At 67.3% G+C, this 20,234-nt stretch carries 19 protein-coding genes; 15 read left to right on the top strand and 4 right to left on the bottom strand.

Annotated features, from left to right (window positions below):
- Nucleotides 1-315 precede the first annotated feature (315 nt).
- From rpmH to MME74_RS18290, 10 genes are all read left to right on the top strand, one after another.
- Nucleotides 316-453, top strand: coding sequence for a 50S ribosomal protein L34 (rpmH, locus tag MME74_RS18335; RefSeq protein WP_013584598.1), 138 nt, complete (start codon nucleotides 316-318; stop codon nucleotides 451-453).
- A 6-nt stretch (nucleotides 454-459) separates the two neighbouring features.
- Complete coding sequence (rnpA, locus tag MME74_RS18330) at nucleotides 460-816, top strand: ribonuclease P protein component (protein WP_267416567.1); 357 nt, start codon at nucleotides 460-462, stop codon at nucleotides 814-816.
- A complete protein-coding gene (yidD, locus tag MME74_RS18325; protein ID WP_267416566.1) occupies nucleotides 813-1,163 on the top strand; it encodes a membrane protein insertion efficiency factor YidD in 351 nt (116 codons plus the stop codon). Before rnpA ends, yidD begins: the two co-directional genes overlap by 4 nt.
- A gap of 3 nt (nucleotides 1,164-1,166) precedes the next feature.
- Nucleotides 1,167-2,237: a membrane protein insertase YidC gene (yidC, locus tag MME74_RS18320; protein ID WP_267416565.1), complete on the top strand. Its 1,071-nt coding sequence runs from the start codon at nucleotides 1,167-1,169 to the stop codon at nucleotides 2,235-2,237.
- Complete coding sequence (locus tag MME74_RS18315) at nucleotides 2,234-2,725, top strand: protein jag (RefSeq protein ID WP_267416564.1); 492 nt, start codon at nucleotides 2,234-2,236, stop codon at nucleotides 2,723-2,725. Before yidC ends, MME74_RS18315 begins: the two co-directional genes overlap by 4 nt.
- 36 nt (nucleotides 2,726-2,761) lie before the next feature.
- The gene (rsmG, locus tag MME74_RS18310; protein WP_267416563.1) at nucleotides 2,762-3,385 is read left to right on the top strand and encodes a 16S rRNA (guanine(527)-N(7))-methyltransferase RsmG; all 624 of its coding nucleotides are present in this window, start codon (nucleotides 2,762-2,764) and stop codon (nucleotides 3,383-3,385) included.
- A gap of 1,784 nt (nucleotides 3,386-5,169) precedes the next feature.
- Nucleotides 5,170-6,096: a ParA family protein gene (locus MME74_RS18305; RefSeq protein WP_267416562.1), complete on the top strand. Its 927-nt coding sequence runs from the start codon at nucleotides 5,170-5,172 to the stop codon at nucleotides 6,094-6,096.
- The gene (locus MME74_RS18300; protein WP_267416560.1) at nucleotides 6,096-7,067 is read left to right on the top strand and encodes a ParB/RepB/Spo0J family partition protein; all 972 of its coding nucleotides are present in this window, start codon (nucleotides 6,096-6,098) and stop codon (nucleotides 7,065-7,067) included. Before MME74_RS18305 ends, MME74_RS18300 begins: the two co-directional genes overlap by 1 nt.
- A 61-nt stretch (nucleotides 7,068-7,128) precedes the next feature.
- Nucleotides 7,129-8,577 carry a sugar porter family MFS transporter gene (locus MME74_RS18295; protein WP_267416558.1) on the top strand — a complete coding sequence of 483 codons (1,449 nt, stop codon included), beginning with the start codon at nucleotides 7,129-7,131 and terminating at the stop codon, nucleotides 8,575-8,577.
- A 9-nt stretch (nucleotides 8,578-8,586) separates the two neighbouring features.
- The gene (locus MME74_RS18290) at nucleotides 8,587-8,922 is read left to right on the top strand and encodes a hypothetical protein (RefSeq protein WP_017829903.1); all 336 of its coding nucleotides are present in this window, start codon (nucleotides 8,587-8,589) and stop codon (nucleotides 8,920-8,922) included.
- An 82-nt stretch (nucleotides 8,923-9,004) separates the two neighbouring features.
- Here the strand turns inward: MME74_RS18290 and trxA are convergent, their stop codons facing one another.
- The 4 genes from trxA to MME74_RS18270 all read right to left on the bottom strand — a co-directional run bounded on the left by trxA (nucleotide 9,005) and on the right by MME74_RS18270 (nucleotide 14,281).
- On the bottom strand, nucleotides 9,005-9,328 hold the full coding sequence (gene trxA, locus MME74_RS18285; protein WP_021201395.1) for a thioredoxin: 324 nt from the start codon (nucleotides 9,326-9,328) through the stop codon (nucleotides 9,005-9,007).
- A gap of 64 nt (nucleotides 9,329-9,392) precedes the next feature.
- Nucleotides 9,393-10,373: a thioredoxin-disulfide reductase gene (gene trxB / locus MME74_RS18280; RefSeq protein WP_267416555.1), complete on the bottom strand. Its 981-nt coding sequence runs from the start codon at nucleotides 10,371-10,373 to the stop codon at nucleotides 9,393-9,395.
- Between the two features lie 118 nt (nucleotides 10,374-10,491).
- Complete coding sequence (gene murJ / locus MME74_RS18275; protein WP_267416554.1) at nucleotides 10,492-12,105, bottom strand: murein biosynthesis integral membrane protein MurJ; 1,614 nt, start codon at nucleotides 12,103-12,105, stop codon at nucleotides 10,492-10,494.
- A complete protein-coding gene (locus MME74_RS18270; protein WP_267416553.1) occupies nucleotides 12,098-14,281 on the bottom strand; it encodes a DUF6049 family protein in 2,184 nt (727 codons plus the stop codon). The genes murJ and MME74_RS18270 overlap by 8 nt, the downstream gene beginning before the upstream one ends.
- Nucleotides 14,282-14,379: 98 nt before the next feature.
- On the opposite strand from MME74_RS18270, the gene MME74_RS18265 reads away from it, so the two are divergent.
- The 5 genes from MME74_RS18265 to MME74_RS18245 all read left to right on the top strand — a co-directional run bounded on the left by MME74_RS18265 (nucleotide 14,380) and on the right by MME74_RS18245 (nucleotide 20,230).
- Complete coding sequence (locus MME74_RS18265) at nucleotides 14,380-15,891, top strand: DUF7059 domain-containing protein (RefSeq protein ID WP_267416552.1); 1,512 nt, start codon at nucleotides 14,380-14,382, stop codon at nucleotides 15,889-15,891.
- A 28-nt stretch (nucleotides 15,892-15,919) separates the two neighbouring features.
- Nucleotides 15,920-16,975, top strand: a complete 1,056-nt coding sequence (locus tag MME74_RS18260; RefSeq protein ID WP_267416551.1) for an LLM class flavin-dependent oxidoreductase — start codon at nucleotides 15,920-15,922, stop codon at nucleotides 16,973-16,975.
- A gap of 144 nt (nucleotides 16,976-17,119) precedes the next feature.
- Complete coding sequence (locus MME74_RS18255) at nucleotides 17,120-17,770, top strand: dihydrofolate reductase family protein (RefSeq protein WP_267416550.1); 651 nt, start codon at nucleotides 17,120-17,122, stop codon at nucleotides 17,768-17,770.
- Nucleotides 17,771-17,805: 35 nt separating this feature from the next.
- Nucleotides 17,806-18,228 (top strand): GNAT family acetyltransferase, encoded by a 423-nt coding sequence (locus MME74_RS18250; RefSeq protein ID WP_267416549.1) that lies wholly within the window; start codon nucleotides 17,806-17,808, stop codon nucleotides 18,226-18,228.
- A 52-nt stretch (nucleotides 18,229-18,280) separates the two neighbouring features.
- The gene (locus MME74_RS18245) at nucleotides 18,281-20,230 is read left to right on the top strand and encodes an MSCRAMM family protein (RefSeq protein ID WP_267416548.1); all 1,950 of its coding nucleotides are present in this window, start codon (nucleotides 18,281-18,283) and stop codon (nucleotides 20,228-20,230) included.
- The last annotated feature ends 4 nt before the right edge of the window (nucleotides 20,231-20,234 follow it).

Below are 20,234 nucleotides of genomic sequence, written 5' to 3'. Positions count from 1 at the left end.
GACGCTCCGGACGAGGAATCGAGGCGGGGCAGACGTACCGTTCCCCTGTGGATAACTTAGGATGCCACGGTAGTCACCGCGGCTGTGAACGGCAACCTGCCCTTGGAAATACGCGCGCGTGTTGCGCCTGCCGGGCGTGCCACGGTTGTGGATAATGGCTGTGCGGTTCGTGCCGGACGGCGACCACGGATGCGCGCAGATTTGCTCTGCGCGCCAGTAAGACGTACCCTAAGTCGGTTGACTTATGCCATTTTTGGCAGTTCCCCATGTCTCCGGTCGAAGTGAATCCGGTGGCAGCATTCCCGGAGTGATTCCATGAGCAAGCGCACCTTCCAGCCCAACAACCGTCGTCGCGCCAAGAAGCACGGCTTCCGTGCCCGCATGCGTACGCGTGCCGGCCGCGGCATCCTCGCTGCACGCCGCGCGAAGGGCCGCACCGAGCTCTCTGCGTAGTCCGCTGTGCTCGCCCGCCCGTATCGATTGACCCGCGGGAGCGACTACCGTCTGGTCGTTCGACGCGGCTCCCGTTGTGGCGGGGCCCGCGTCATCACCTCGATGTTGTCGACGGGCGAGAGCAGAGCCGCGAGGTTCGGATTCATCATCAGCAAGCAGGTAGGCACCGCAGTGGTGCGCAACACCGTGCGCCGGCGACTCAAAGCCGTATGCGCCGGGGCGTTGCCACGGGTTCCCGAGGGCACGGATGTCGTCATCCGTGCCCTTCCTGCGTCCGCTCTCGCCTCCTACTCGGAGCTCGAGGCGGACGTTCTTCGATGCCTCGGCCGGCTCGCACCGGCGCAGACTGCAGGATCGTCGTGACCGCGCTCCCGGCCTCGTCGATCGGCACGGCGCGGATGCACGCGCACGACCTCGTCCGCAGCATCCCGCTGATCCCACGCAATCTGGTCCTGGGATTCCTCACGGCCTACCGCAAGGTGATCTCCCCGATGTACGGAGATGTCTGTGCGTATTACCCCAGCTGTTCCGCCTACGCTGTAGGTGCGGTACAGCAGCACGGTGCTGCGAAGGGAGCGGCGCTCTCGGCGTGGCGCATCCTCCGCTGCAACCCCTGGACCAGCGGTGGCGTCGACGACGTCCGACCGCATGACCACTTCCGCTACGACCTGACTGCACACGGTTTCGTCGTCCCTTCCCGAAAGGACTGATCGGTGGGTCTTGACCTTCTGCTAGCCAGCTCCACTCCCAGCGACGCCCCCGCTGCCGGTGGATTCGATCTGCTCGGCACCATCCTCTGGCCGCTCAAGTGGGTCGTCGAGATGATCCTCGTCGCCTGGCACTGGCTGCTCACCGCCGTCGGTCTTCCCGCGGCATCGGGCATCACCTGGGTGCTGTCGATCGTCGGTCTCGTCATCGTCGTCCGTGCTGCGCTGATCCCGCTCTTCGTGAAGCAGATCAAGAGCCAGCGAAAGATGATGGAAATCGCTCCTGAACTGCGAAAAGTTCAGGAGAAGTACCGCGGCAAGAAGGATCAGCTGTCTCGCGAGGCCATGAGCCGCGAGACCATGGCTCTGTACAAGAAGCACGGCACGACGCCGATGTCGAGCTGTCTGCCGCTGCTCGTGCAGATGCCGATCTTCTTCTCCCTTTACAGCGTGCTGAGCGACGTCAGCAAGCATGCGCGGGACAACACCGGTGGTGTCGGACTGCTCAGCCCGGAGCTGACGAAGGAGTTCTACGACGCCAAGCTGTTTGGTGTCGCCTCCCTGCACGAGACGCTGGGCAACGCCGTCGACGCTCAGAACACGACCGCGATCATCATCCTGGTGACGCTCGTCGTCCTGATGATCGGTTCGCAGTTCTTCACGCAGCTGCAGATCATCTCGAAGAACCTGTCGCCCGAGGCCAAGACCGGCCAGGCGTACCAGATGCAGAAGATCATGCTCTACGTGCTGCCGCTGGGCTTCATCTTCTCGGGCGTCTTCTTCCCCCTCGGCGTCGTCGTGTACTGGTTCATCTCCAACCTCTGGACCATGGGACAGCAGTTCCTCGTCATCCGTGAGATGCCCACCCCGGGCTCGGAAGCGGCCAAGGCTCGCGAAGAGCGACTCGCTCGCAAGGGCAAGGCGATCGACTCGTCGGGCAAGGTCGTTCCGATGGCCGCCTACGAAGCCGAGCAGCAGCGTTTGCTGGAAGAGGCCGAGAAGGCGAAGGCCGAGGCCCCCAAGCGTCAGCAGCCTGTGGGCAAGAAGCGTGCGAAGAAGAAGGGGAGCGGTTCATGAGCGAGACCATGACCGAGAACACCGAGCCCACCGTGGCTCAGCTCGAGAACGAGGGCGACGTCGCCGCGGACTACCTCGAGGAGCTCCTCGACATCGCGGATATCGATGGGGATCTGAACCTCGATGTCCGCCAGGGTCGGGCCTACGTCTCGGTGGAGGCCGAAGGCGATGCACTCGCGCTGCTCTCCGCTCCGGAGACGGTGCAGGCCTTGCAGGAACTGACCCGCCTCGCCGTGCAGAGCAAGACGGGTTCGTTCTCGCGGCTGATCCTCGATATCGCGGGTTCGCGCGACACGCGTCGTCGCCAGCTCGAGACTCTGGTCGATGCCGCTGCAGCCAAGCTGGACGAGGGTTCGTCGCAGGCTTCGCTGCCCTCGATGTCGAGCTACGAGCGCAAGCTCGTACATGACATCGCCGCCGAGCGTGGACTCGTCTCCGAGTCCTACGGTGAGGGCGCTGACCGGCACACGGTCCTCCGTCGTCGTTGATGTTTCACGTGAAACATCGTCGGATCGTTTCGTCCCATGAGTGATGTCGAGGTCGAGCCGGCCATCGCCGAGGATCTCTTCGGAGATCGGATCGACGCGGCACGAGAGTTCACTGCTGCGCTCGCTCGCGAGGGCGAGGAGCGAGGTCTGATCGGACCGCTGGAACTCCCGCGGCTGTGGTCGCGACACATCCTCAACAGTGTGATCGCGGCCCCGCTCTTCCATGGTCGCGTCGCGGACATCGGTTCCGGGGCGGGTCTCCCCGGACTCGTGCTCGCGATTGCTCGTCCTGACGTCGAATGGACGCTCATCGAACCGATGGAACGTCGCGTCACCTGGCTCAATGAGCAGGTGCAGGAGCTGGAGCTGACCAACGTCATCGTCCATCGTGCTCGCGCAGAAGACGTCAAGCCCACCGATGGCTTCGATGTGGTCACTGCTCGGGCCGTGAGTGCGCTGCGCACACTCATCCCGATCACGGCGCCGCTCGTGCGTGACGGGGGAGAGCTCACGCTTCTCAAAGGCATGAATGCTGCGAACGAGATCGAAGCTGCGCAGAAACAGATCAAGAAGTTCCGGCTCAGTGACGTCCGCGTCGAGGTTCTCGGCGAGGGTGTGCTCACCGAGACGACGAGGGCGGTTCGGGCAAGAGTCCGGTAGGTTTCCAGAAGTCGGCGAGCGGGATGTTTCACGTGAAACATCCCGCTTTTGCTTTGCAGGAGTTCATTGCGGTGCGGATCCGGTCGGGTTTGCGACATCTGGACAGGGGAGCAGTGGCGATGGCCGGGCTGGTAGATGCCGTTTAGACGCCGACTCGACTGCCCGATGAGGCGCGAAGAGATGCCCCCGGGATGCAGTACCGGCGGTTTTGGGCCTTGGTGTTCGCTGGAATCAGCATGTTTCACGTGAAACATACGGATAGCGGGGCAGTGGCCCCCCCACCGGGTGCCCGATAGTTTCGCCCGCTTCATGCGCGTCGGCGGGGATGCATAAGGGAGCGGGAAGCGCGCTCTGGGTAGTACTCACCGCGAGACGGTTTCGCTGGAGTGCAGTGTGGAGACGGGGAACGCGTGGTGTGGGGTATCCGAGGTCTCCTACTGTCTTGAATCCGCTGGTGACGTCGGGGTTGAGGCGGTCCACCGTCGCGAGTCCGCTCATGGCGTCGGTGTTGAAGCCACAATGTGAGCAATCGACGGGGGACGAGTGGTCCTCGGGGTCCGCTTGCTCTGCGTCCAGTCCCGTCGGGTACGTGTAGTCCTCTTCAGAGTGGAAGTATCTGGACTCTTCACGAACTCTCCTCAGGTCCTATCGAGGTCAGCTTTGCTGATTCAAGTCACGCAGCTCGTGCCCACCGCGTTGCCGGAAGTCGCTGCCACTCATGATCCCGATCACGTGGCGCGCTCGTCGCTTCGAACAGCGCGACCTCGCGGCGTCCAGCTTCGTCGACAACAGCGAAGCGGCGCGTCAACAGACTCATCGCTGGCCAAGGTGGGCAGGGGTGCCCGGATGTTTCACGTGAAACGGATAGCTCGTTGGCCCGCGTCGGTCATGATCCTTCGCTTGTCCCTGTTTCGGGACTGATGAGGGCTTGATGAACGGAGATATCTGGCGGGGTTGGAGCCCACGACAGTACAGCGGTGGGATCAGGGAACGACCCGGGCGCGCACTTTCTCCTCGCAGAAGAAGCTCCGTACCCTCGGTCCGCTCACGCTGATCTGCTCACGCCGATCTGTCCCGCTGGTGCATCTACGTGAGCGCCGCGCTGGAGGGGAGGGGAGACGTGGACTGGTGCGGCAGAACGACGGACCAAGCGGCACCTTGCAGCGAAGAGTGCTGCGGTCCTTTGCTGTGTCGTTCCTTCGTCGCGCTTGGGTATCTGGCTTGGGTGGCTCCGGCGTCACGGCGTAGAGCTGACCAACAGGTGATTGCCCTACCAGCGCGCCAGTGAAAAGGACCTCTCCTCGCTAGGTACACGAGTGAAGGGCGGGAAGGGGAAGATACGCAGATGTTTCACGTGAAACGGCCGAGTCCTTGCTCGCAGGGCGCCGCCCGGACGGCCGGGCACGTCCTGCGTCCCGTGGCGCCGTACGTGCCTGTGCGCGAGAGATCGATCATATCCGGGACCTCCACTGGGAGGTGAAGAAGAGAGACGGTCGGGCCGGGGAGTGGGGGAAGGGACTACTCCCGAGGGCGTCGCCGGTTCTGAACCTGCCCCCACAGGATCGGGCGGGCATGTTTCACGTGAAACACCGGACGAAGTCGACACTTCTATAGGCCGCGTAAGAGGAAACAGGGTGGATTCACTGTCTGCCCGCATCACGAATACCCGCGGAATTCCGCTGGACGGGGCCATCCTGTCCCCTATCCCCATTCCGTGGCCCGCTGAGCCGTAATCCAACGTCGTCGCTTGCGATTAGAGTGGAACGCGGCCCCGAAAGGAGTGGATGTTTCACGTGAAACAATCCGAGAAGACACCGGCGAACGACTCCTTCGGGATGGACACGCCCCTGGCGCGGGAACTCGCCGACCTCTCCGCCCGAAGGCGAGCCCTCGAGGCCGCGACGGTCGAGTTCACGGGGGAGACCCGGGTTCTGACGGTGTCGAACCAGAAGGGTGGCGTGGGTAAGACCACGACCGCGGTGAACGTCGCATCGGCATTGGCCGGCCTCGGTGCCAAGGTACTGGTCATCGACCTCGACCCGCAGGGCAATGCCTCGACCGCGCTCGGCGTTCCGCACAGCGCGGACGTTCCCAGCGTGTACGACGTGCTCATCGAGGAAGTCCCCCTCGCGGAGATCGTGCAGCAGAGCCCGGAAGACCCCAACCTCTTCTGTGCACCCAGCACGATTCACCTGGCCGGCGCTGAGATCGAGCTCGTCGCCCAGGTCGCACGTGAGCATCGTCTGCGCCGAGCGCTCCTCGACTATCTCGCGGACAACCCGATGGACTTCGTCATCATCGACTGCCCGCCGTCTCTCGGGCTGCTCACGATCAACGCCTTCACGGCCGCATCGGAAGTGTTCATCCCCATTCAGTGCGAGTACTACGCACTCGAGGGTCTGAGCCAGCTGCTCGGCAGCATCCAGATGATCCAGAAGCACCTGAACCCCGCTCTTCACCTCTCCACGATCCTGCTCACCATGTTCGACGGACGAACCCGTCTCGCACAGCAGGTGGCGGACGAGGTGCGCACTCACTTCCCGGAACAGGTGCTGGAGACGGTCATCCCGCGCTCGGTCCGCGTGTCCGAGGCCCCGAGTTTCGGGCAGACCGTGATCGCCTACGATGGGCAATCCGCCGGCGCGATCGCCTACCGCGAGGCCGCTGTCGAGATCGCGTCGCGCACCGCGACGCAGAGCAAGGAGAAATGATGGCGAAGCGCACTGGACTGGGCCGGGGCATCGGTGCCCTCATCCCGACGGCGGATCAGGCTGAGCGTCCCGTCGACGTCTTCTTCCCCGGCGCGAGCCTTCGCCCGACGACTCCGGATGCGACGGTCGAGGAGAACACCGAGGGCCCTGAGCTCGAGGCGGTACCCGGCATCCACCTGATCCAGGTCGACCCGAACGCGATCGTCCCGAACCCCCGTCAGCCGCGCACGCACTTCGATCCCGAAGACCTGGCTGAGCTCGTGCACAGCGTCCGTGAGTTCGGTGTGCTGCAGCCGGTCATCGTCCGGAAGAACACCGAGGGTGAGTACGAGCTCATCATGGGGGAGCGGCGTACGCGCGCCGCGCGCGAGGCAGGCCTCGAGGTCATCCCCGCGATCGTGCGCGACACCGCCGACGAGGATCTCCTCCGCGACGCCCTGCTCGAGAACCTCCACCGCTCCGAACTCAACCCGCTGGAAGAGGCTTCGGCCTACCAGCAGCTCCTCGAGGACTTCGGCATCACGCAGGAGGAGCTCGCCACACGGATCGGTCGCTCGCGCCCCCAGATCAGCAACACCATCCGTCTCCTGAAGCTGCCCGTTCCGGTGCAGCAGCGGGTGGCGGCCGGGGTCCTGACCGCCGGACACGCTCGCGCGATCCTCAGCCTGGAGACGCCGGAGTCCATGCAGCGTCTCGCGGACAAGGTCGTCAACGAAGACCTGTCGGTGCGGGCCACGGAGGAAGCAGCCAAGGCGCACCCCTCGGCCGGCAAGTCCGTGAAGCCGACTCCCGGGGCACGCCGTGCCTACCTGGACGAGGTCGCCGGCAAGCTCGGTGACCGGCTGAACACGCGCGTGAAGATCGCTCTCGGTGCGCGTAAAGGCCAGGTCACGATTGATTTCGCTTCGATCCAGGACCTCAATCGCATTCTCGAGGAGCTCGGCGAGAGCGGTTACGGTTCCACGAGATAACACCCCCGGGGATATACCGGTCCCTTAGACTCGCGTCATCATCGACGATGAGGGGGATGTCATGTCCAAACCAGTGGATGCCGCAGGTATCCGACGCCGCGTGATCGCGGTGAGTATCGCCGCCGCGTTGGGTGGCTTCCTCTTCGGCTTCGATACCGCCGTGATCAACGGCGCTGTCGATGCTCTGGCCGGAGACGTCTCCGGATTCGACCTCGGTACCGGGCTGAAGGGCTTCGCCGTCTCGTCCGCGCTCATCGGCTGTGCGGTGGGTGCGTGGTTCGCCGGACCGGTCTCGAACAAGTTCGGACGCATCCCCGTCATGGTCGTCGCGGCCGCGATGTTCTTCGTCTCCGCGATCGGATCCGGCCTCGCCTTCAGCGTGGTGGACCTGATCATCTGGCGTGTGATCGGCGGACTCGGCGTCGGCGCGGCATCCGTCATCGCCCCCGCGTACATCGCCGAGGTCTCACCGGCAGCGATCCGTGGACGACTCGGTTCCCTCCAACAGCTCGCCATCGTCACCGGTATCTTCGCCGCGCTGCTGTCCGACGCACTGCTGGCCGGGATCGCGGGGGAGGCGGACCAGCCGCTGTGGGGCCTCACGGCCTGGCGCTGGATGTTCATGGTGGCCGCGATCCCCGCGCTGGTCTACGGCCTCATGTCACTGCGCCTTCCGGAGTCGCCACGATATCTGGTGCGCAAGGGCGAGCTGAAACGTGCAGCCGAGGTGCTCGAGACCGTCACCGGCACCGTCGACGTCCAGGGGAAGATCGACGAGATCACCGGCACGATCAACACGGAGCGCTCCGAGTCGCTGCGTGATCTGCGTGGCAACCGACTCGGCCTGAAACCGATCGTCTGGATCGGCATCCTGCTCTCGGTCTTCCAGCAGTTCGTCGGCATCAACGTGATCTTCTACTACTCGACGACGCTGTGGCAGTCCGTCGGATTCGATGAATCCAGTGCGCTCCTCACCTCCGTGATCACGTCGGTGACGAACATCGTGGTGACCATCGTCGCGATCCTGCTCGTCGACAAGATCGGACGCCGGATCATGCTGCTGGTGGGCTCGGTCGGAATGACGGTGACGCTGGGACTGATGGCGCTCGCCTTCTCGTTCGGGACGCTCGACGCGCAGGGGACGGCCACGCTCCCGGACCCCTGGGCCACCGTGGCGCTGATCTGCGCCAACGGGTTCGTGGTGTTCTTCGGCGCGAGCTGGGGTCCGCTGGTCTGGGTGCTCCTCGGTGAGATCTTCCCGAACTCGATCCGGGCCGGCGCTCTCGCCGTGGCCGCCGCCGCGCAGTGGGTCGCCAACTTCTTCATCTCGACGACGTTCCCGGCTTTCGCCGAGATCGGGCTCACCTTCGCGTACGGCTTCTACGCGTTCTTCGCCCTCCTGTCGTTCTTCTTCGTCTTCTTCAAGGTGCCGGAGACCAAGGGCAAGGAGCTCGAGGAGATGACCGAGAACATGAAGGTGGAGCGACGGAGGGGTCCGCAGCCGACGTAGGCTTGATGCATGACCGAGTCCGTTCAGCGTCGTGCCAGCCTGGAAGTGCTGCGCGCCGAGGCCGCCGACGAACTCGCGGTGCTCATCCAGGAGAGACTCCTCGGCGGGGAAGACCCCTGGGAGTTCATGGAGGAGCTTCCGAGCGTCGACGAGCTCGTCGTGTACCTCCTGCGCGCCGACAACATCAACGCCAACGACGGAGTGCGTCCCAACGCCGCCCGGCACTACCGTGTGCTGCGTCAGATCGCCCTGGAGTACCCGGAGCTCACCTCGGCCGTCTGGGGGCTCCTGGACGAGAAACAGCGCCACCGCCGCTGGGATCCGAGCGTCGCCGACGCCTCCTGACGTGGAACTCGCGCTCGCGGGCGCAAGGGGACAGAAAAGGGCCGTACCTCCCCGGGAGGTACGGCCCTTTCGCGTCAGAGGATCAGCCGATGAAAGCGGCGAGGTCCTTCTCGAGCGCGAACTTCGGCTTGGCGCCGATGATGGTCGTCTTGACCTCGCCGCCGTGGAAGACCTTCATCGCCGGGATCGACGTGATCTGGTACTTCATCGCCAGCTCGGGGTTCTCGTCCACGTTCAGCTTGAGGATCGTGATCTTGTCGGGGTTGTCGGCCTGGATCTCATCCAGCACCGGCGCGACCATACGACACGGACCACACCACTCGGCCCAGAAGTCCACCAGCACGGGACCGTCGGCCTGCAGAACGTCCTGCTCCCAGGTCGCCTGGCTCGTAGCCTTTGCACTCATCAGAGTTCTCCTTGATTCGAGGTTCGCCTGCTACAACAGCGGACGAGGGGAAAGTGTTCCCGATCTACGCCGTGGCGGTGAGGACCTCGGCGGCCTCCGCAGCCGGGACCTCCACGGAAGCGTCCTCAAAATCCGCGAGGAAGTGCTCCGCGTCGAGGGCGGCGATCGTGCCGGTACCGGCCGCCGTGATGGCCTGACGGTAGGTCGGGTCGATCACGTCGCCGGCGGCGAACACACCGGGGACCGAGGTCTTCGACGAACGGCCGTCGACCCAGATGGTGCCCTCGGCGGTGAGCTCGAGCTTGTCGTGCACGAGGTGCGTGCGCGGGTCGTTGCCGATCGCGATGAACAGGCCGTCGAGCGGGAGGTCGCTGAGGGTGCCATCGACCGTGGAGCGCAGCTGCACACCGGTCACGGAGTCGCCACCGAGCACCTCGGCGACCTCGCTGTTCCACACGAACTCGATCTTCTCGTTCGCGAACGCACGCTCCTGCATGATCTTCGAGGCGCGCAGCGTGTCCTTGCGGTGGATCACGTAGACCTTCTCAGCGAAACGGGTGAGGAACGTGGCCTCTTCCATCGCCGAGTCGCCGCCGCCGACGACCGCGATCGTCTTCTCGCGGAAGAAGAACCCGTCGCAGGTCGCGCACCAGGAGACGCCGTAGCCGGAGAGGCGCTCTTCGCCCTCGATGCCGAGCTTGCGGTATGCCGAGCCGGTCGCGTAGATGAGGGACTGGGTCTCGTGCTCCGCACCGCTGCCGAGGATGACTTTCTTGACCGGTCCGTCGAGCTGGAGCTCGGTGACGTCGTCGTAGACGACCTCCGTGCCGAACTTCTCGGCCTGCTCCTGGAACTTGGCCATGAGCTCAGGACCCTGGATGCCCTCCGGGAAGCCCGGGTAGTTCTCGACCTCGGTGGTGTTCATCAGCTCGCCACCGACCTCGACCGAGCTCGCGATGAGCAGCGGCTTGAGGTTCGCTCGGGCCGCGTAGATGGCAGCCGTGAATCCGGCGGGGCCGGAACCGATGATGATGACCTGACGCATGTGCTCTCCGTCGTAGAAACTGCGGTCGAATGACCTTCGACTGCTTCAACCCATGGTAACCGCGGGGCATTCCCTCAGCAGTGTGCGCCACCGCCCTGGGAGACGCCTCCGTGTGCGATCAGCGGCCGGGGAGGAAACGGCGCACGAGCGCGCCGGCGGCCTTGAGCTCGGGTGCGCGCATGAGGGCCAGGATCGCGACGTAGACGACCACGACGACGAGGCCGATGATCGCGGTGCCGAGAACTCCGAGAACCTTGTTGCTGGTCGTCCAGCCGTCGGCGCCGCCGAGGAGAAGGAACACTCCCCAGCCCGCGAGCCCCGCGGGAACCGCGGCGACCGCGAAGCGCAGGATGGCCGTGAACCACGAGCCGATCTTCAGCCCGCCGATCTTCCGGTGCAGCAGCCAGCTCGCGACGATGGTCTGAACGGTGCTGGCGAGCGACTGGCCGAGCGCGATGGCCGCTGCGAGGGCGGTGACGGGGATCACGTCCGAGACGTAGAGCCACTGCGCGACGAGTGCGGTGACGACGATGAGAGCACTCTGGAAGAGCGTGAACCAGAACGGTGTGCGTGTATCCCCATAGGCGTAGAAGGTGCGCTGCACGATGAAGAGCACCGTCAGGGGGAGCAGACTCACCAGATAGCAGAGCAGGACGAGGGCGGCCGCCTGCGCGTCGGAGGCGTTCGCCGTGAACACGCGCGACGCCGGGAGGATCGCCGCGATGATCGCCGCCATCGCCGCCGCGATGAAGAAGAACAGTGTCCGGATGCTGCGGGCGATGTCGGCGCGGACCTCGTCATCCCGCCCTGCCACCGCGTGCTCGCTGATCTGTGTGAAATACGGCGTCCCGATGGACAGCACGATGATCGAATACGGAAGCATGAAGATCAGCCAGGCGTACTGCATCGTCGCGACCGACGCCCCGTCGCCGGCCGCGGCGAAGGCGATCCGGCCCTGGATCGTGCCGGCAGTGAGACTGGCGATCGCCATCAGGAGGGTCCAACCAGCGAGGCGGCCGGTCGCCCCCAGACCGACACCGCGCCAGCGGAAATCGGGTCGCAGCGACAGCCCGGTCCGCCGCCAGAACAGCAGGAGGACTCCCGCTTGCACCACGATGCCGAGCGTCGCCGTCCCCCCGAGTGCGGCGATCATCTCCGGAGTCCAGTCCGGAACGTCGGTCAGCGGTCCGCCGAAGAACGCGGCGATGAGGAGGAAGCCGACGATGGAGATCAGGTTGTTGACGACGGGAGCCCAGGTGAACGGCCCGAAGATCCGACGGGCATTCAGAGCTTCGCCCAGTAGGGCGTAGAGCCCGTAGAACAGGATCTGCGGCATGCACCAGTAGGCGAACGCGGTCGCCAGCGCCTGCTGGGCCGGATCGCCGTCGGCGGACACCCAGACGAGCCAGGGGGACGCGATAGTCGCCAGGCCTGCGATCGCGACGAGGACGACGGTTCCCAGCGTGAACAGCTTGGAGATGTACGCGTTGCCGCCGTCGGCCGCTGCCGACGCCTTCACGATCTGCGGCACGATCACCGCGGTGAGGATGCCGACCGAGATCAAGGAGAAGACATTGTTGGGAAGCTGGTTGGCGACGGCGAACGCATCGGCCGCTTCGGAGCTGACCGACCCGATCACTCCGACCAGCACGATGCTGCGCAACAGTCCCGTGACGCGCGACACCATGGTGCCGGCGCCGATGATGGCGCTGGCGCGACCGAGACTACTCATGCTTGTCTTCGGTCGCGGTGGCCCCCGGTCGATCTTCCACGGCGTCCTCTTCCAATGCTTCGATCTGCGCCTCGACGGCGGATTCCTCGGCGGCTTCGCGACGCTTCCGACGGACGGTGCGGATGACGCCGAGCGCGATCAGCACGACCGTGATGCCGCCGAAGATGGCGAGCCCGATGGTCTCCCACTCGGCCCGGACAGCCACCCGGATGGATTCGGTTCCCTGGATCTGCACGCCCGTGGGGCTGTACAGGCTGAGCCGGAGATCGACCTCGCCACTGCCCACGCGCGCCGAGACGGGCACCTTGACGCGGGTGGTGGAGTTCGCCTGCACGTCGGTCTCGTTCATCGGCTTGACGTCGAGTCGCGCATCGGTGGGCGAGACGAAGAGCCGGACCTTGACCGGCCACGGCAGGTCATTGCGCACCGCGATCGGCAGGTCGGCGTTGGCCGTGAGCAGCTGGATGGTGCTGGACGGGGGGATGCTGACGGCGGCAAGGGTCGCGGTGGTCTGCGAGCGGTGCGCCTGGAGGTTCTCGGCGAACGCGGTCGGCGAGGTGCCCACGGCCATCGTGCGCAGGATCTTGATCCGCTCGGGGCTCAGCAGCACCTGGGGGTCGGCGAGGATCGAGGAGAAGGAGGTGAGCGACGTCTCATCGGCGAGGAGGCTCTTCACGGCGGCCGCGCGGGCGGGATCGGCATCGTCGACGACGGTCGCGCTCACCGTCGGCTTCGCGCGGAGTGACGAGAGCTCGAACCCGACGGTGTCGGCCGCGGCGATGGCATCGCGCAGCGCATCGGCCGACCGATTCTCGTCGCGATCGAGTCCGATCAGCAGTGGGGCGCCCGGCGTCCGCGACTGCGCCAGCGAGAGACGGCCGGCGGCAGCGGCGAGGAGTCGCTGGCGATCGAGAGTGTTGGTCTCGGCGGCGACGTCCGACAGGGTCGCGGAGGACGGGGCGTCGGTGACGAGGAGATCGTGACCGCCGGCCTTGGCGTGCGCGGCGCTCTTCCCACCGACGGAAGACGAGGAGACGATCGTGGTCGTGTCCTCTCCGAGGTATCCCGCGAAGGCGGCGAGATCCTTCTGCGTGAGACCGTCGTCGGGCCAGAGGATGTTCGGCAGGGCGCCGTCGATCGCCGTGAGCTCCTCATCGCCGGGGAGGGCGGGCGATTCGGTGGGCTCCGGCGTCGGACCCGGCGTCGCGTCGGCGGCACCGGTCGGCGGGACCGTGGCCGGTGTCTGGGGGAAGTTCGCGGCGTTGAGGAACGGGGCGAACGTCGTCGGCTGGAGGAGCTCGGGCAGACCCGCCTGGGCCTGTGCCGCGGCATCCGCATCGCCGAACTGCAGGGCGAACCGGGTGTTCGGGAGGTCGTCGAGGCGAGAGAGCCACTGCTTGGCGCTCTCCGGAGCGGACGTGCCGAGCACGCGGATCGCGGCGGGGATCGACGGGTCGATGGCGAGCACCGCGGTGGTCCCCGCGACGCCGTCGAGCTGCGCGGTCAGCGCCCCTTCCGGCCCCGTGAGCGTGTTGAGCTCGTCGGCCGTGAGCAGCGATCCGCCCTCGGGGGTCGCGGTGATCGGGACGAGAACCCCGATCTGCGCCGTCCCGGTGCGGGGCACGACGAGGACGCTGGTCGCCGTCGCGGTCCCGGCATCCTCGCTGTCGTCGGCGCCGCCGACCGTCGTGCCCGTGAGCTCGGCGCGCAGCGGGTACACGCCGGGTGAGAGGGTGCCGAGCGTGTTCTCCGACACGAAGACCGTGGTCGTCGCCGACTCCCCGGCCTGGATCGCGTCGGTCTCATCGGCGCCGATCGCCGCGAACCTGCCCGCTGCCTCACCGTCGTCGAGCCAGGCCGACAGCGCCTCATCGTCCGTCAACGGCGTGCGGTTGAGCTCGACCTGGACCTGACCGCCGGACAGAGGCGACTCCGTGTCGTTCTCCACCGTGAGCACAGCCGTGGTCGACGACCCGGGGGTGACGATGCCGCGGAGACCCGCCGACACGTGGAGTTCCACGCTCTGCTCGTCGTCGGACGAGGACTGATCCGCCGCGAACGCCGAGCCCGGAGCGGCGAGGGCGCAGCCGCCCAGGACGATCGCGAAAACCGCGGTCCTGCCTGCGAGCCGTCGCAGGCGCGCACGGAGGCCGGTATCGGGGGTGGTCGCGGTCATGAAGGTCTTCCTCGAACGCCCGGAAAGGAGGCTGCTCGTGAGTACTGACCTAGCGATTCTAGGAGGCCCGGGGCAGGAGAACCCTGAAGACGCGTAGAGTGACGGCCGTGTCCGTCGCCCCCGCACCCGTCCCCGACCCGCTCCGCAGTGCCGCTCTCGCCGCCGACCTCGACGCGGCGGACCTCCGCTCCGAGCCTCTCCGGCGGCTGTGGGGCGAGGAGGCGGACGACGCCCTCGCCCGCGGGATGCGGGAGCCGATCCTGCTTGCGATCGCCGGAGACGACGGTGTGCTCGCCACGCTCGGGCGGCTTCTCGTGCTGGGGATGCCGCAAGCACGCGGACCCGTCGCGGACGCCCTGCCGCAGCTCGGAGTGGCCGGGCTCGTCGCGCTCGGTCTCGCGACCGCCGACGCGGACACCGTGACGCCCACGGCCCTGCTGCGCCCGCAGTCGTTCGTCGACGCGGATGGCGTCGGGGAGTGGTGGATCGCGAGCGACCTCGACGAGGTGGCGCTCGACGGCGCGCTGCCGCCCGATCACGTGCTCGGCGTCGGAGGAGCATCCCGCACGCTCGCCGAGACCATCGTGCCGATCGAGGTCGATCGCGCGCTCGACCTCGGCACCGGATGCGGCATCCAGGCCCTTCTCGTCGCGCGCAGGGCGGGCACCGTCGTCGCCACCGACATCTCGGCCCGCGCCCTCGCCTTCGCGGAGCTCAACGCCCGCCTCAACGGGGTGGCGAACATCGAGTTCCGGCACGGCAGCATGTTCGAGCCGGTCGCGGGCGAGGCGTTCGACCTCATCGTCTCCAACCCGCCGTTCGTGATCACGCCGCGCGTGGAGGGCGTGCCCGCGTACGAGTACCGCGACGGCGGGCTGGTGGGCGATGCCCTGGTCGAGCAGTTCGTCCGCTCCGCGCCGGCCTTCCTCACGCAGAACGGCATCGCGCAGCTGCTCGGGAACTGGGAGTCCCGGGCCGGAGTCTCCGGGCTCGCACGACTGGAAGCCTGGGTGCCGGCCGAGCTCGACCTCTGGGTGATCGAACGCGAGGAGCTCTCGCCCCTCGGCTACGCGGAACTGTGGATCCGCGACGGAGGCACGACGCCCCGCGACCCCTCCTTCACGCCGCTGCTCACCGCATGGCTGGACGACTTCGCGGCGCGCGCGGTCACCTCGATCGGCTTCGGCTACGTCCTGATGCGCCGAGGGACATCGGGCCTGCCCCTGCGCCGCACGGAGCGCCTCGCCCAGCACGTGTCGAACGTGGGCGCCGCGCTGGGCACGGGGCTCGTCGCGCACGATGCCCTCGCAGAAGGGATGCCCGCGACGCTGGTCGTGGCGGCCGACGTCACCGAAGCACGGCACCTCCTCCCCGGCAACGACGACCCAAGCGTGATCGAGCTGCGACAGGGCGGCGGCTTCAGCCGCACGGTCGCCGTCGACCCGGCGCTCGCCGGATTCGTCGGCGCCTGCGATGGCGAGCTCACGGTGGTGCAGATCGCCGCCGCGCTGGCCGAGCTCTTCGAGGTGCCCCTGCCCGACCTCTGGGCGGAGCTCGAGCCCCGCATCCGATCGCTCGTGCTGGACGGCATCCTGGTGCCCGAGGAATAGAGAAGCGATCCATGCGTTGGAATAGATCATGAAGGCTTTCGGATTCCTTTCGTTCGGGCACTACGCCGACGTTCCCGGTTCGGCGACCCGCACGGCGGGCGACATGTTGAAGCAGACGATCGAGATCGCCGAAGGGGCCGACGAGATCGGCGTGAACGGCGCCTCGGTGCGCGTGCACCACTGGGCCCGCCAGGCGGCATCTCCCATGCCCCTCCTCTCCGCGATGGCCGCGCGCACGAAGCGCATCGAGGTCGGCACCGGTGTGATCGACATGCGGTACGAGAACCCGTTCCAGTTCGCGGAGGAGGCGGCCGCCCTCGACCTGATCGCCGACGGCCGCATCGCCCTCGGCGTGAGCCGTGGGTCACCCGAGACGGCGCTGCGCGGCTATGAGACGTTCGGCTACGTCGACGAGGAGGACACCGAGCGCGGCAGCGTGCTGGCGCGCGAGAAGTTCGACCTGTTCCTGCGTGCGATCGACGGCGAGGGCATCGCCCCCGGGGATCCGCGGATGGTGGGCGCCGGGCGCTACCTGCAGATCGAGCCGCAGTCTCCGACCCTCCGCGACCACATCTGGTGGGGATCCGGATCTCGTGCCACGGCCGAGGAGACCGGGCGCAAGGGTCTCAACATGATGAGCTCGACGCTCGTGACCGAGGCCACCGGACAGCCGTTCCACGAGCTGCAGCGCGAGCAGATCGAGCTGTTCCGCTCCGCGTACAAGGCCGCCGGACACACCGGTCGGCCGCGGGTATCGGTCAGCCGCAGCGTATTCCCGCTCGTGTCCGACATGGACCGCGCGTACTTCGGGCTGCGCAGCGAGGAGAACGCCGACCAGATCGGCATCATCGACGGGTTCCGCTCCACGTTCGGCAAGACGTATGCCGCGGAGCCCGACGTGCTGATCGCGCAGCTGAAGCAGGACGAGGCCGTGATGGCCGCCGACACCCTCCTGCTCACGATCCCGAACCAGCTCGGACCGGAGTACAACCTGCACGTCCTGGAGGCCTTCGCCACGCACGTGGCTCCGGCACTCGGATGGAAGCCGAACACGGAGGGCCCGGTCCAGGGCGATCCCGTCTGAGGTCGTGAGCGCCGAACGCCTTCCTGCGCCCGTGGGATCCGCAGGTCGGCGGACGGCGCTCCTGACATCGGGCGGAGGGAGCGCGGACGCTGGGGACGGCCCGTCGCTCGACGGGGCAATCCCGCGCAGTCTCCGGAGGCACCCATGACCCGTGTTCGCGTCGATCTCAACATCTCGCTCGACGGCTTCGCCACGACCACGGATCAGACGCCGGAGAACCCGTTCGGCGAGGACTGGGGGCGCCTCACGGCCGCATACACCGCGACGCGCACCTTCCACGAGCGCGTCTTCCACGACACCAGCGGCGCGGGCACCACCGGGGTGGACGAGAAGTACGCCGCCCACTACTTCGAGAACATCGGCGCCGAGATCATGGGCGCCGGGATGTTCGGACTCCACGCCAACCCGGACGACCCGGACTGGCGCGGCTGGTGGGGAGAAGAGCCGCCGTTCCGCGCGCCGGTCTTCGTCCTCACCCACACGCCGCGTCCGTCGATCGAGTTCGCGAACGGCACGAGCTTCCATTTCCTCTCCGCGTCGCCGGAAGAGGCCCTCCGCCTGGCCGTCGAGGCCGCGGGCGGACAGGACGTGCGCGTGGGAGGCGGCGCGACGACCGTGCGCGAGTACCTGCGCGCGGGTCTCGTCGACGAGCTGCACGTCGGCATCACGCCGATTCTGATCGGCAGCGGCATCCGCCTGTGGGACGACCTCCGCGGGCTCGAGAACGGGTACCGGGCGACCTCGGAGGTCGCCGAGTCCGGCGTGGTCCACGTCACGTTCTCACGCGAGGGCTGACGGGGCGGGACCCCGCGATCTGGAAGGCTGGAGGGATGCGCATCCGTCCGTTCCAGCCCGAAGACACCGAGCCCGTCATCGCTCTCTGGGAGGCGGCAGGACTCACCCGACCCTGGAACGATCCGCGAAAGGACATCGCGCGGAAGGCGACGGTGCAGCCCGAGCTCTTCGTGGTGGCGGAAGACGACTCCGGACGCATCCTCGGTTCCGTCATGGCCGGATACGACGGGCACCGCGGCTGGATGAACTTCCTCGCCACGCAGCCGGATTCGCGGGGGCTGGGGGTCGGCCGCGACCTCGTGGCGCACGTCGAGGCGGAGCTCCGCGCGCGCGGTTGCCCGAAGGTCTCGCTCCAGGTCCGCACCGCCAACGCGCAGGTCGTCGACTTCTACCGGCGGCTGGGGTACGAGGTCGATGACACGATCGCGCTGGGCAAGCGGCTGATCTCCGACGAGTAGTCGCAGCAAACATTCACTTTTCGATCGTCCGGTATACCAGTACGCTGACCGCATGCGCCTGCGTCGCAGCGGAATCCTCGTCGCAACCCTCGCCCTCGTCGCCGTGATGGTGGGGACGACACCCGCTGCCGCTGCCACGACGACGTCCTGGGCGAGCTGGCAGGCGCTCGCCGGCACGGGCGGTGCGTACACGACGACGGTGCAGATCGCGGCTCAGCCCGCGCTCACCGCGACGATGACGAGCGACTCGCGGTCCGGCCAGGTGGGCGTGATCTCCGGTGCCTCGACGTGGCTGTCCGCAGGGACGCCCATCGGTGCCAAGTACGGCTCCAGCAGGGACCAGGGATACCTGAACCTGCGACCCAAGGCGGACAACGCGACGAGCCCGTCCACGACGACCTACTCGTTCGCCGCACCGACCCCGACGTCCGGATGGGCATTCGCGCTCGGCGACATCGACTCCGACAGCGTGCGCATCCGCGCCGTGGCCCCCGACGGGCACGTGCTCGACGCCACCGAGATCGGCCTCAGGGACCGGTTCAACTACTGCGCCCCGGCGGTGGTGGGAAAGCCGTCCTGTACCGGTGCCGTGGACGACGTCCCCACGTGGGACGCTGCCACCCTGACGCTGACCGGCAATGCCGCGGCGGCCGACACGAGCGGGTCCGCAGCCTGGTTCGAACCGTCCACCCCGATCAGCTCGCTGAGCTTCATCTTCACCCGTCGCGCGGGCTTCCCCGTCTACCAGACCTGGTTCGCCTCGATCTCCCGCGACATCACGGGAGTGGTCGCCGACCAGGCCACAGGACCGCTGCCCGGCGTCGCGCTGTCGCTCACCGACGGCAACGGCACGGTCGTCGCGACCACGACGACGGCCGTCGACGGCAGCTACTCGTTCCCGGGCTTCGTGGCGACGGACGGCTACACGGTGCGTGTCGAACCGCCCGACGGCAAGATCGCGGTCGGCGCCACGACCGCGGCCGTCGACCTCACGACCGTCGACGGCGTCGCGGACTTCACGGTGCGCGACATCGTCCCCGTCGCCGTCTCCGGCCACGTGACGGACACCACGGGCGCACCGATCGCCGGAGTGACCGTCACGATCGACGGCAACACGACGACCACCGACGCGAACGGTCGCTATCTGTTCGACGAGGTGGCGGTCGGAACGCACACGGCCACGATCACGACGCCGACGGGGTACACGATCGCCGTCCAACCGCCGCCGTTCTCCGTGCCGGAGGAGAGCGAGGTGCCGATCACGGACGTCGATTTCCAGCTCGCCGAGAACCCGGATCTGAGCGGCGTCGTGCGCTCGAACGGCGCGGGCGTGCCCGGTGTGACGGTGACGGCGGTCGGACCGGGAGGAGTGACCCTCACGCGGGTCACCGACGCCTCCGGTGCCTACACCTTCCCGGGACTGGTCTCCGGATCCTACGAGATCACGATGAGCACACCGGCGGGATACGTCGCCACCACCCCGGTGGTCCGCGATGAGCAGGTGGACGCGGTCGACGTCGACGACGTGGACTTCGAGCTCGCGCGTCTCGGCGCGATCGACGGCACGGTCCGCGACGACGACGGAGGACCCGTCGCCGGCGTGGTGGTCGAAGTGACCGGACCCGGCGCCCCGCAGCAGCTCACCTCGGATGCGGACGGCAGTTATGGGCTGGGGGCACTGCCGCCCGGAACTTACACCCTCACCGTCGTGCCCCCGACCGGAACCTCCGTCGTCGGCGCCGCGACCCGTACGGTCGTGATCACCGCAGCCGGTGAGGCGGTTCCGGAGCAGGACTTCACCCTCGCCGCCGATGTCATCGTGACGCCGACACCCACCCCCACGCCGACGCCGACACCCACGCCTTCGACGGGCGGCGGGAACGGCTCTCTGCCCACGACCGGACTCGGACCCGAGACGTTCGCCTGGGCGGCCGGGGGTGCGGCCGTGGTCGTCCTCGGCGCGACTCTCCTGATCGTCGGCCACCGCCGCTCGCGGCGCTGAGACG

It is taken from the genome of Microbacterium oxydans (assembly GCF_026559675.1).
Classification (GTDB): domain Bacteria; phylum Actinomycetota; class Actinomycetes; order Actinomycetales; family Microbacteriaceae; genus Microbacterium; species Microbacterium oxydans_D.
Note: the sequence above shows the minus strand (reverse complement) of the source record. Positions and strands in the feature narration are given on the sequence as shown.

What these genes read in the sequence shown, in the direction of transcription:
- murJ (WP_267416554.1), bottom strand. Translation starts at nt 12,105, where the DNA reads ATGAGTAGTCTCGGTCGCGCCAGCGCCATCATCGGCGCCGGCACCATG.
- MME74_RS18295 (WP_267416558.1), top strand. Translation starts at nt 7,129, where the DNA reads ATGTCCAAACCAGTGGATGCCGCAGGTATCCGACGCCGCGTGATCGCG.
- MME74_RS18255 (WP_267416550.1), top strand. Translation starts at nt 17,120, where the DNA reads ATGACCCGTGTTCGCGTCGATCTCAACATCTCGCTCGACGGCTTCGCC.
- MME74_RS18300 (WP_267416560.1), top strand. Translation starts at nt 6,096, where the DNA reads ATGGCGAAGCGCACTGGACTGGGCCGGGGCATCGGTGCCCTCATCCCG.
- MME74_RS18245 (WP_267416548.1), top strand. Translation starts at nt 18,281, where the DNA reads ATGCGCCTGCGTCGCAGCGGAATCCTCGTCGCAACCCTCGCCCTCGTC.
- MME74_RS18250 (WP_267416549.1), top strand. Translation starts at nt 17,806, where the DNA reads ATGCGCATCCGTCCGTTCCAGCCCGAAGACACCGAGCCCGTCATCGCT.
- MME74_RS18315 (WP_267416564.1), top strand. Translation starts at nt 2,234, where the DNA reads ATGAGCGAGACCATGACCGAGAACACCGAGCCCACCGTGGCTCAGCTC.
- MME74_RS18260 (WP_267416551.1), top strand. Translation starts at nt 15,920, where the DNA reads ATGAAGGCTTTCGGATTCCTTTCGTTCGGGCACTACGCCGACGTTCCC.
- MME74_RS18270 (WP_267416553.1), bottom strand. Translation starts at nt 14,281, where the DNA reads ATGACCGCGACCACCCCCGATACCGGCCTCCGTGCGCGCCTGCGACGG.
- MME74_RS18290 (WP_017829903.1), top strand. Translation starts at nt 8,587, where the DNA reads ATGACCGAGTCCGTTCAGCGTCGTGCCAGCCTGGAAGTGCTGCGCGCC.
- MME74_RS18305 (WP_267416562.1), top strand. Translation starts at nt 5,170, where the DNA reads ATGTTTCACGTGAAACAATCCGAGAAGACACCGGCGAACGACTCCTTC.
- trxA (WP_021201395.1), bottom strand. Translation starts at nt 9,328, where the DNA reads ATGAGTGCAAAGGCTACGAGCCAGGCGACCTGGGAGCAGGACGTTCTG.
- rpmH (WP_013584598.1), top strand. Translation starts at nt 316, where the DNA reads ATGAGCAAGCGCACCTTCCAGCCCAACAACCGTCGTCGCGCCAAGAAG.
- rsmG (WP_267416563.1), top strand. Translation starts at nt 2,762, where the DNA reads ATGAGTGATGTCGAGGTCGAGCCGGCCATCGCCGAGGATCTCTTCGGA.
- trxB (WP_267416555.1), bottom strand. Translation starts at nt 10,373, where the DNA reads ATGCGTCAGGTCATCATCATCGGTTCCGGCCCCGCCGGATTCACGGCT.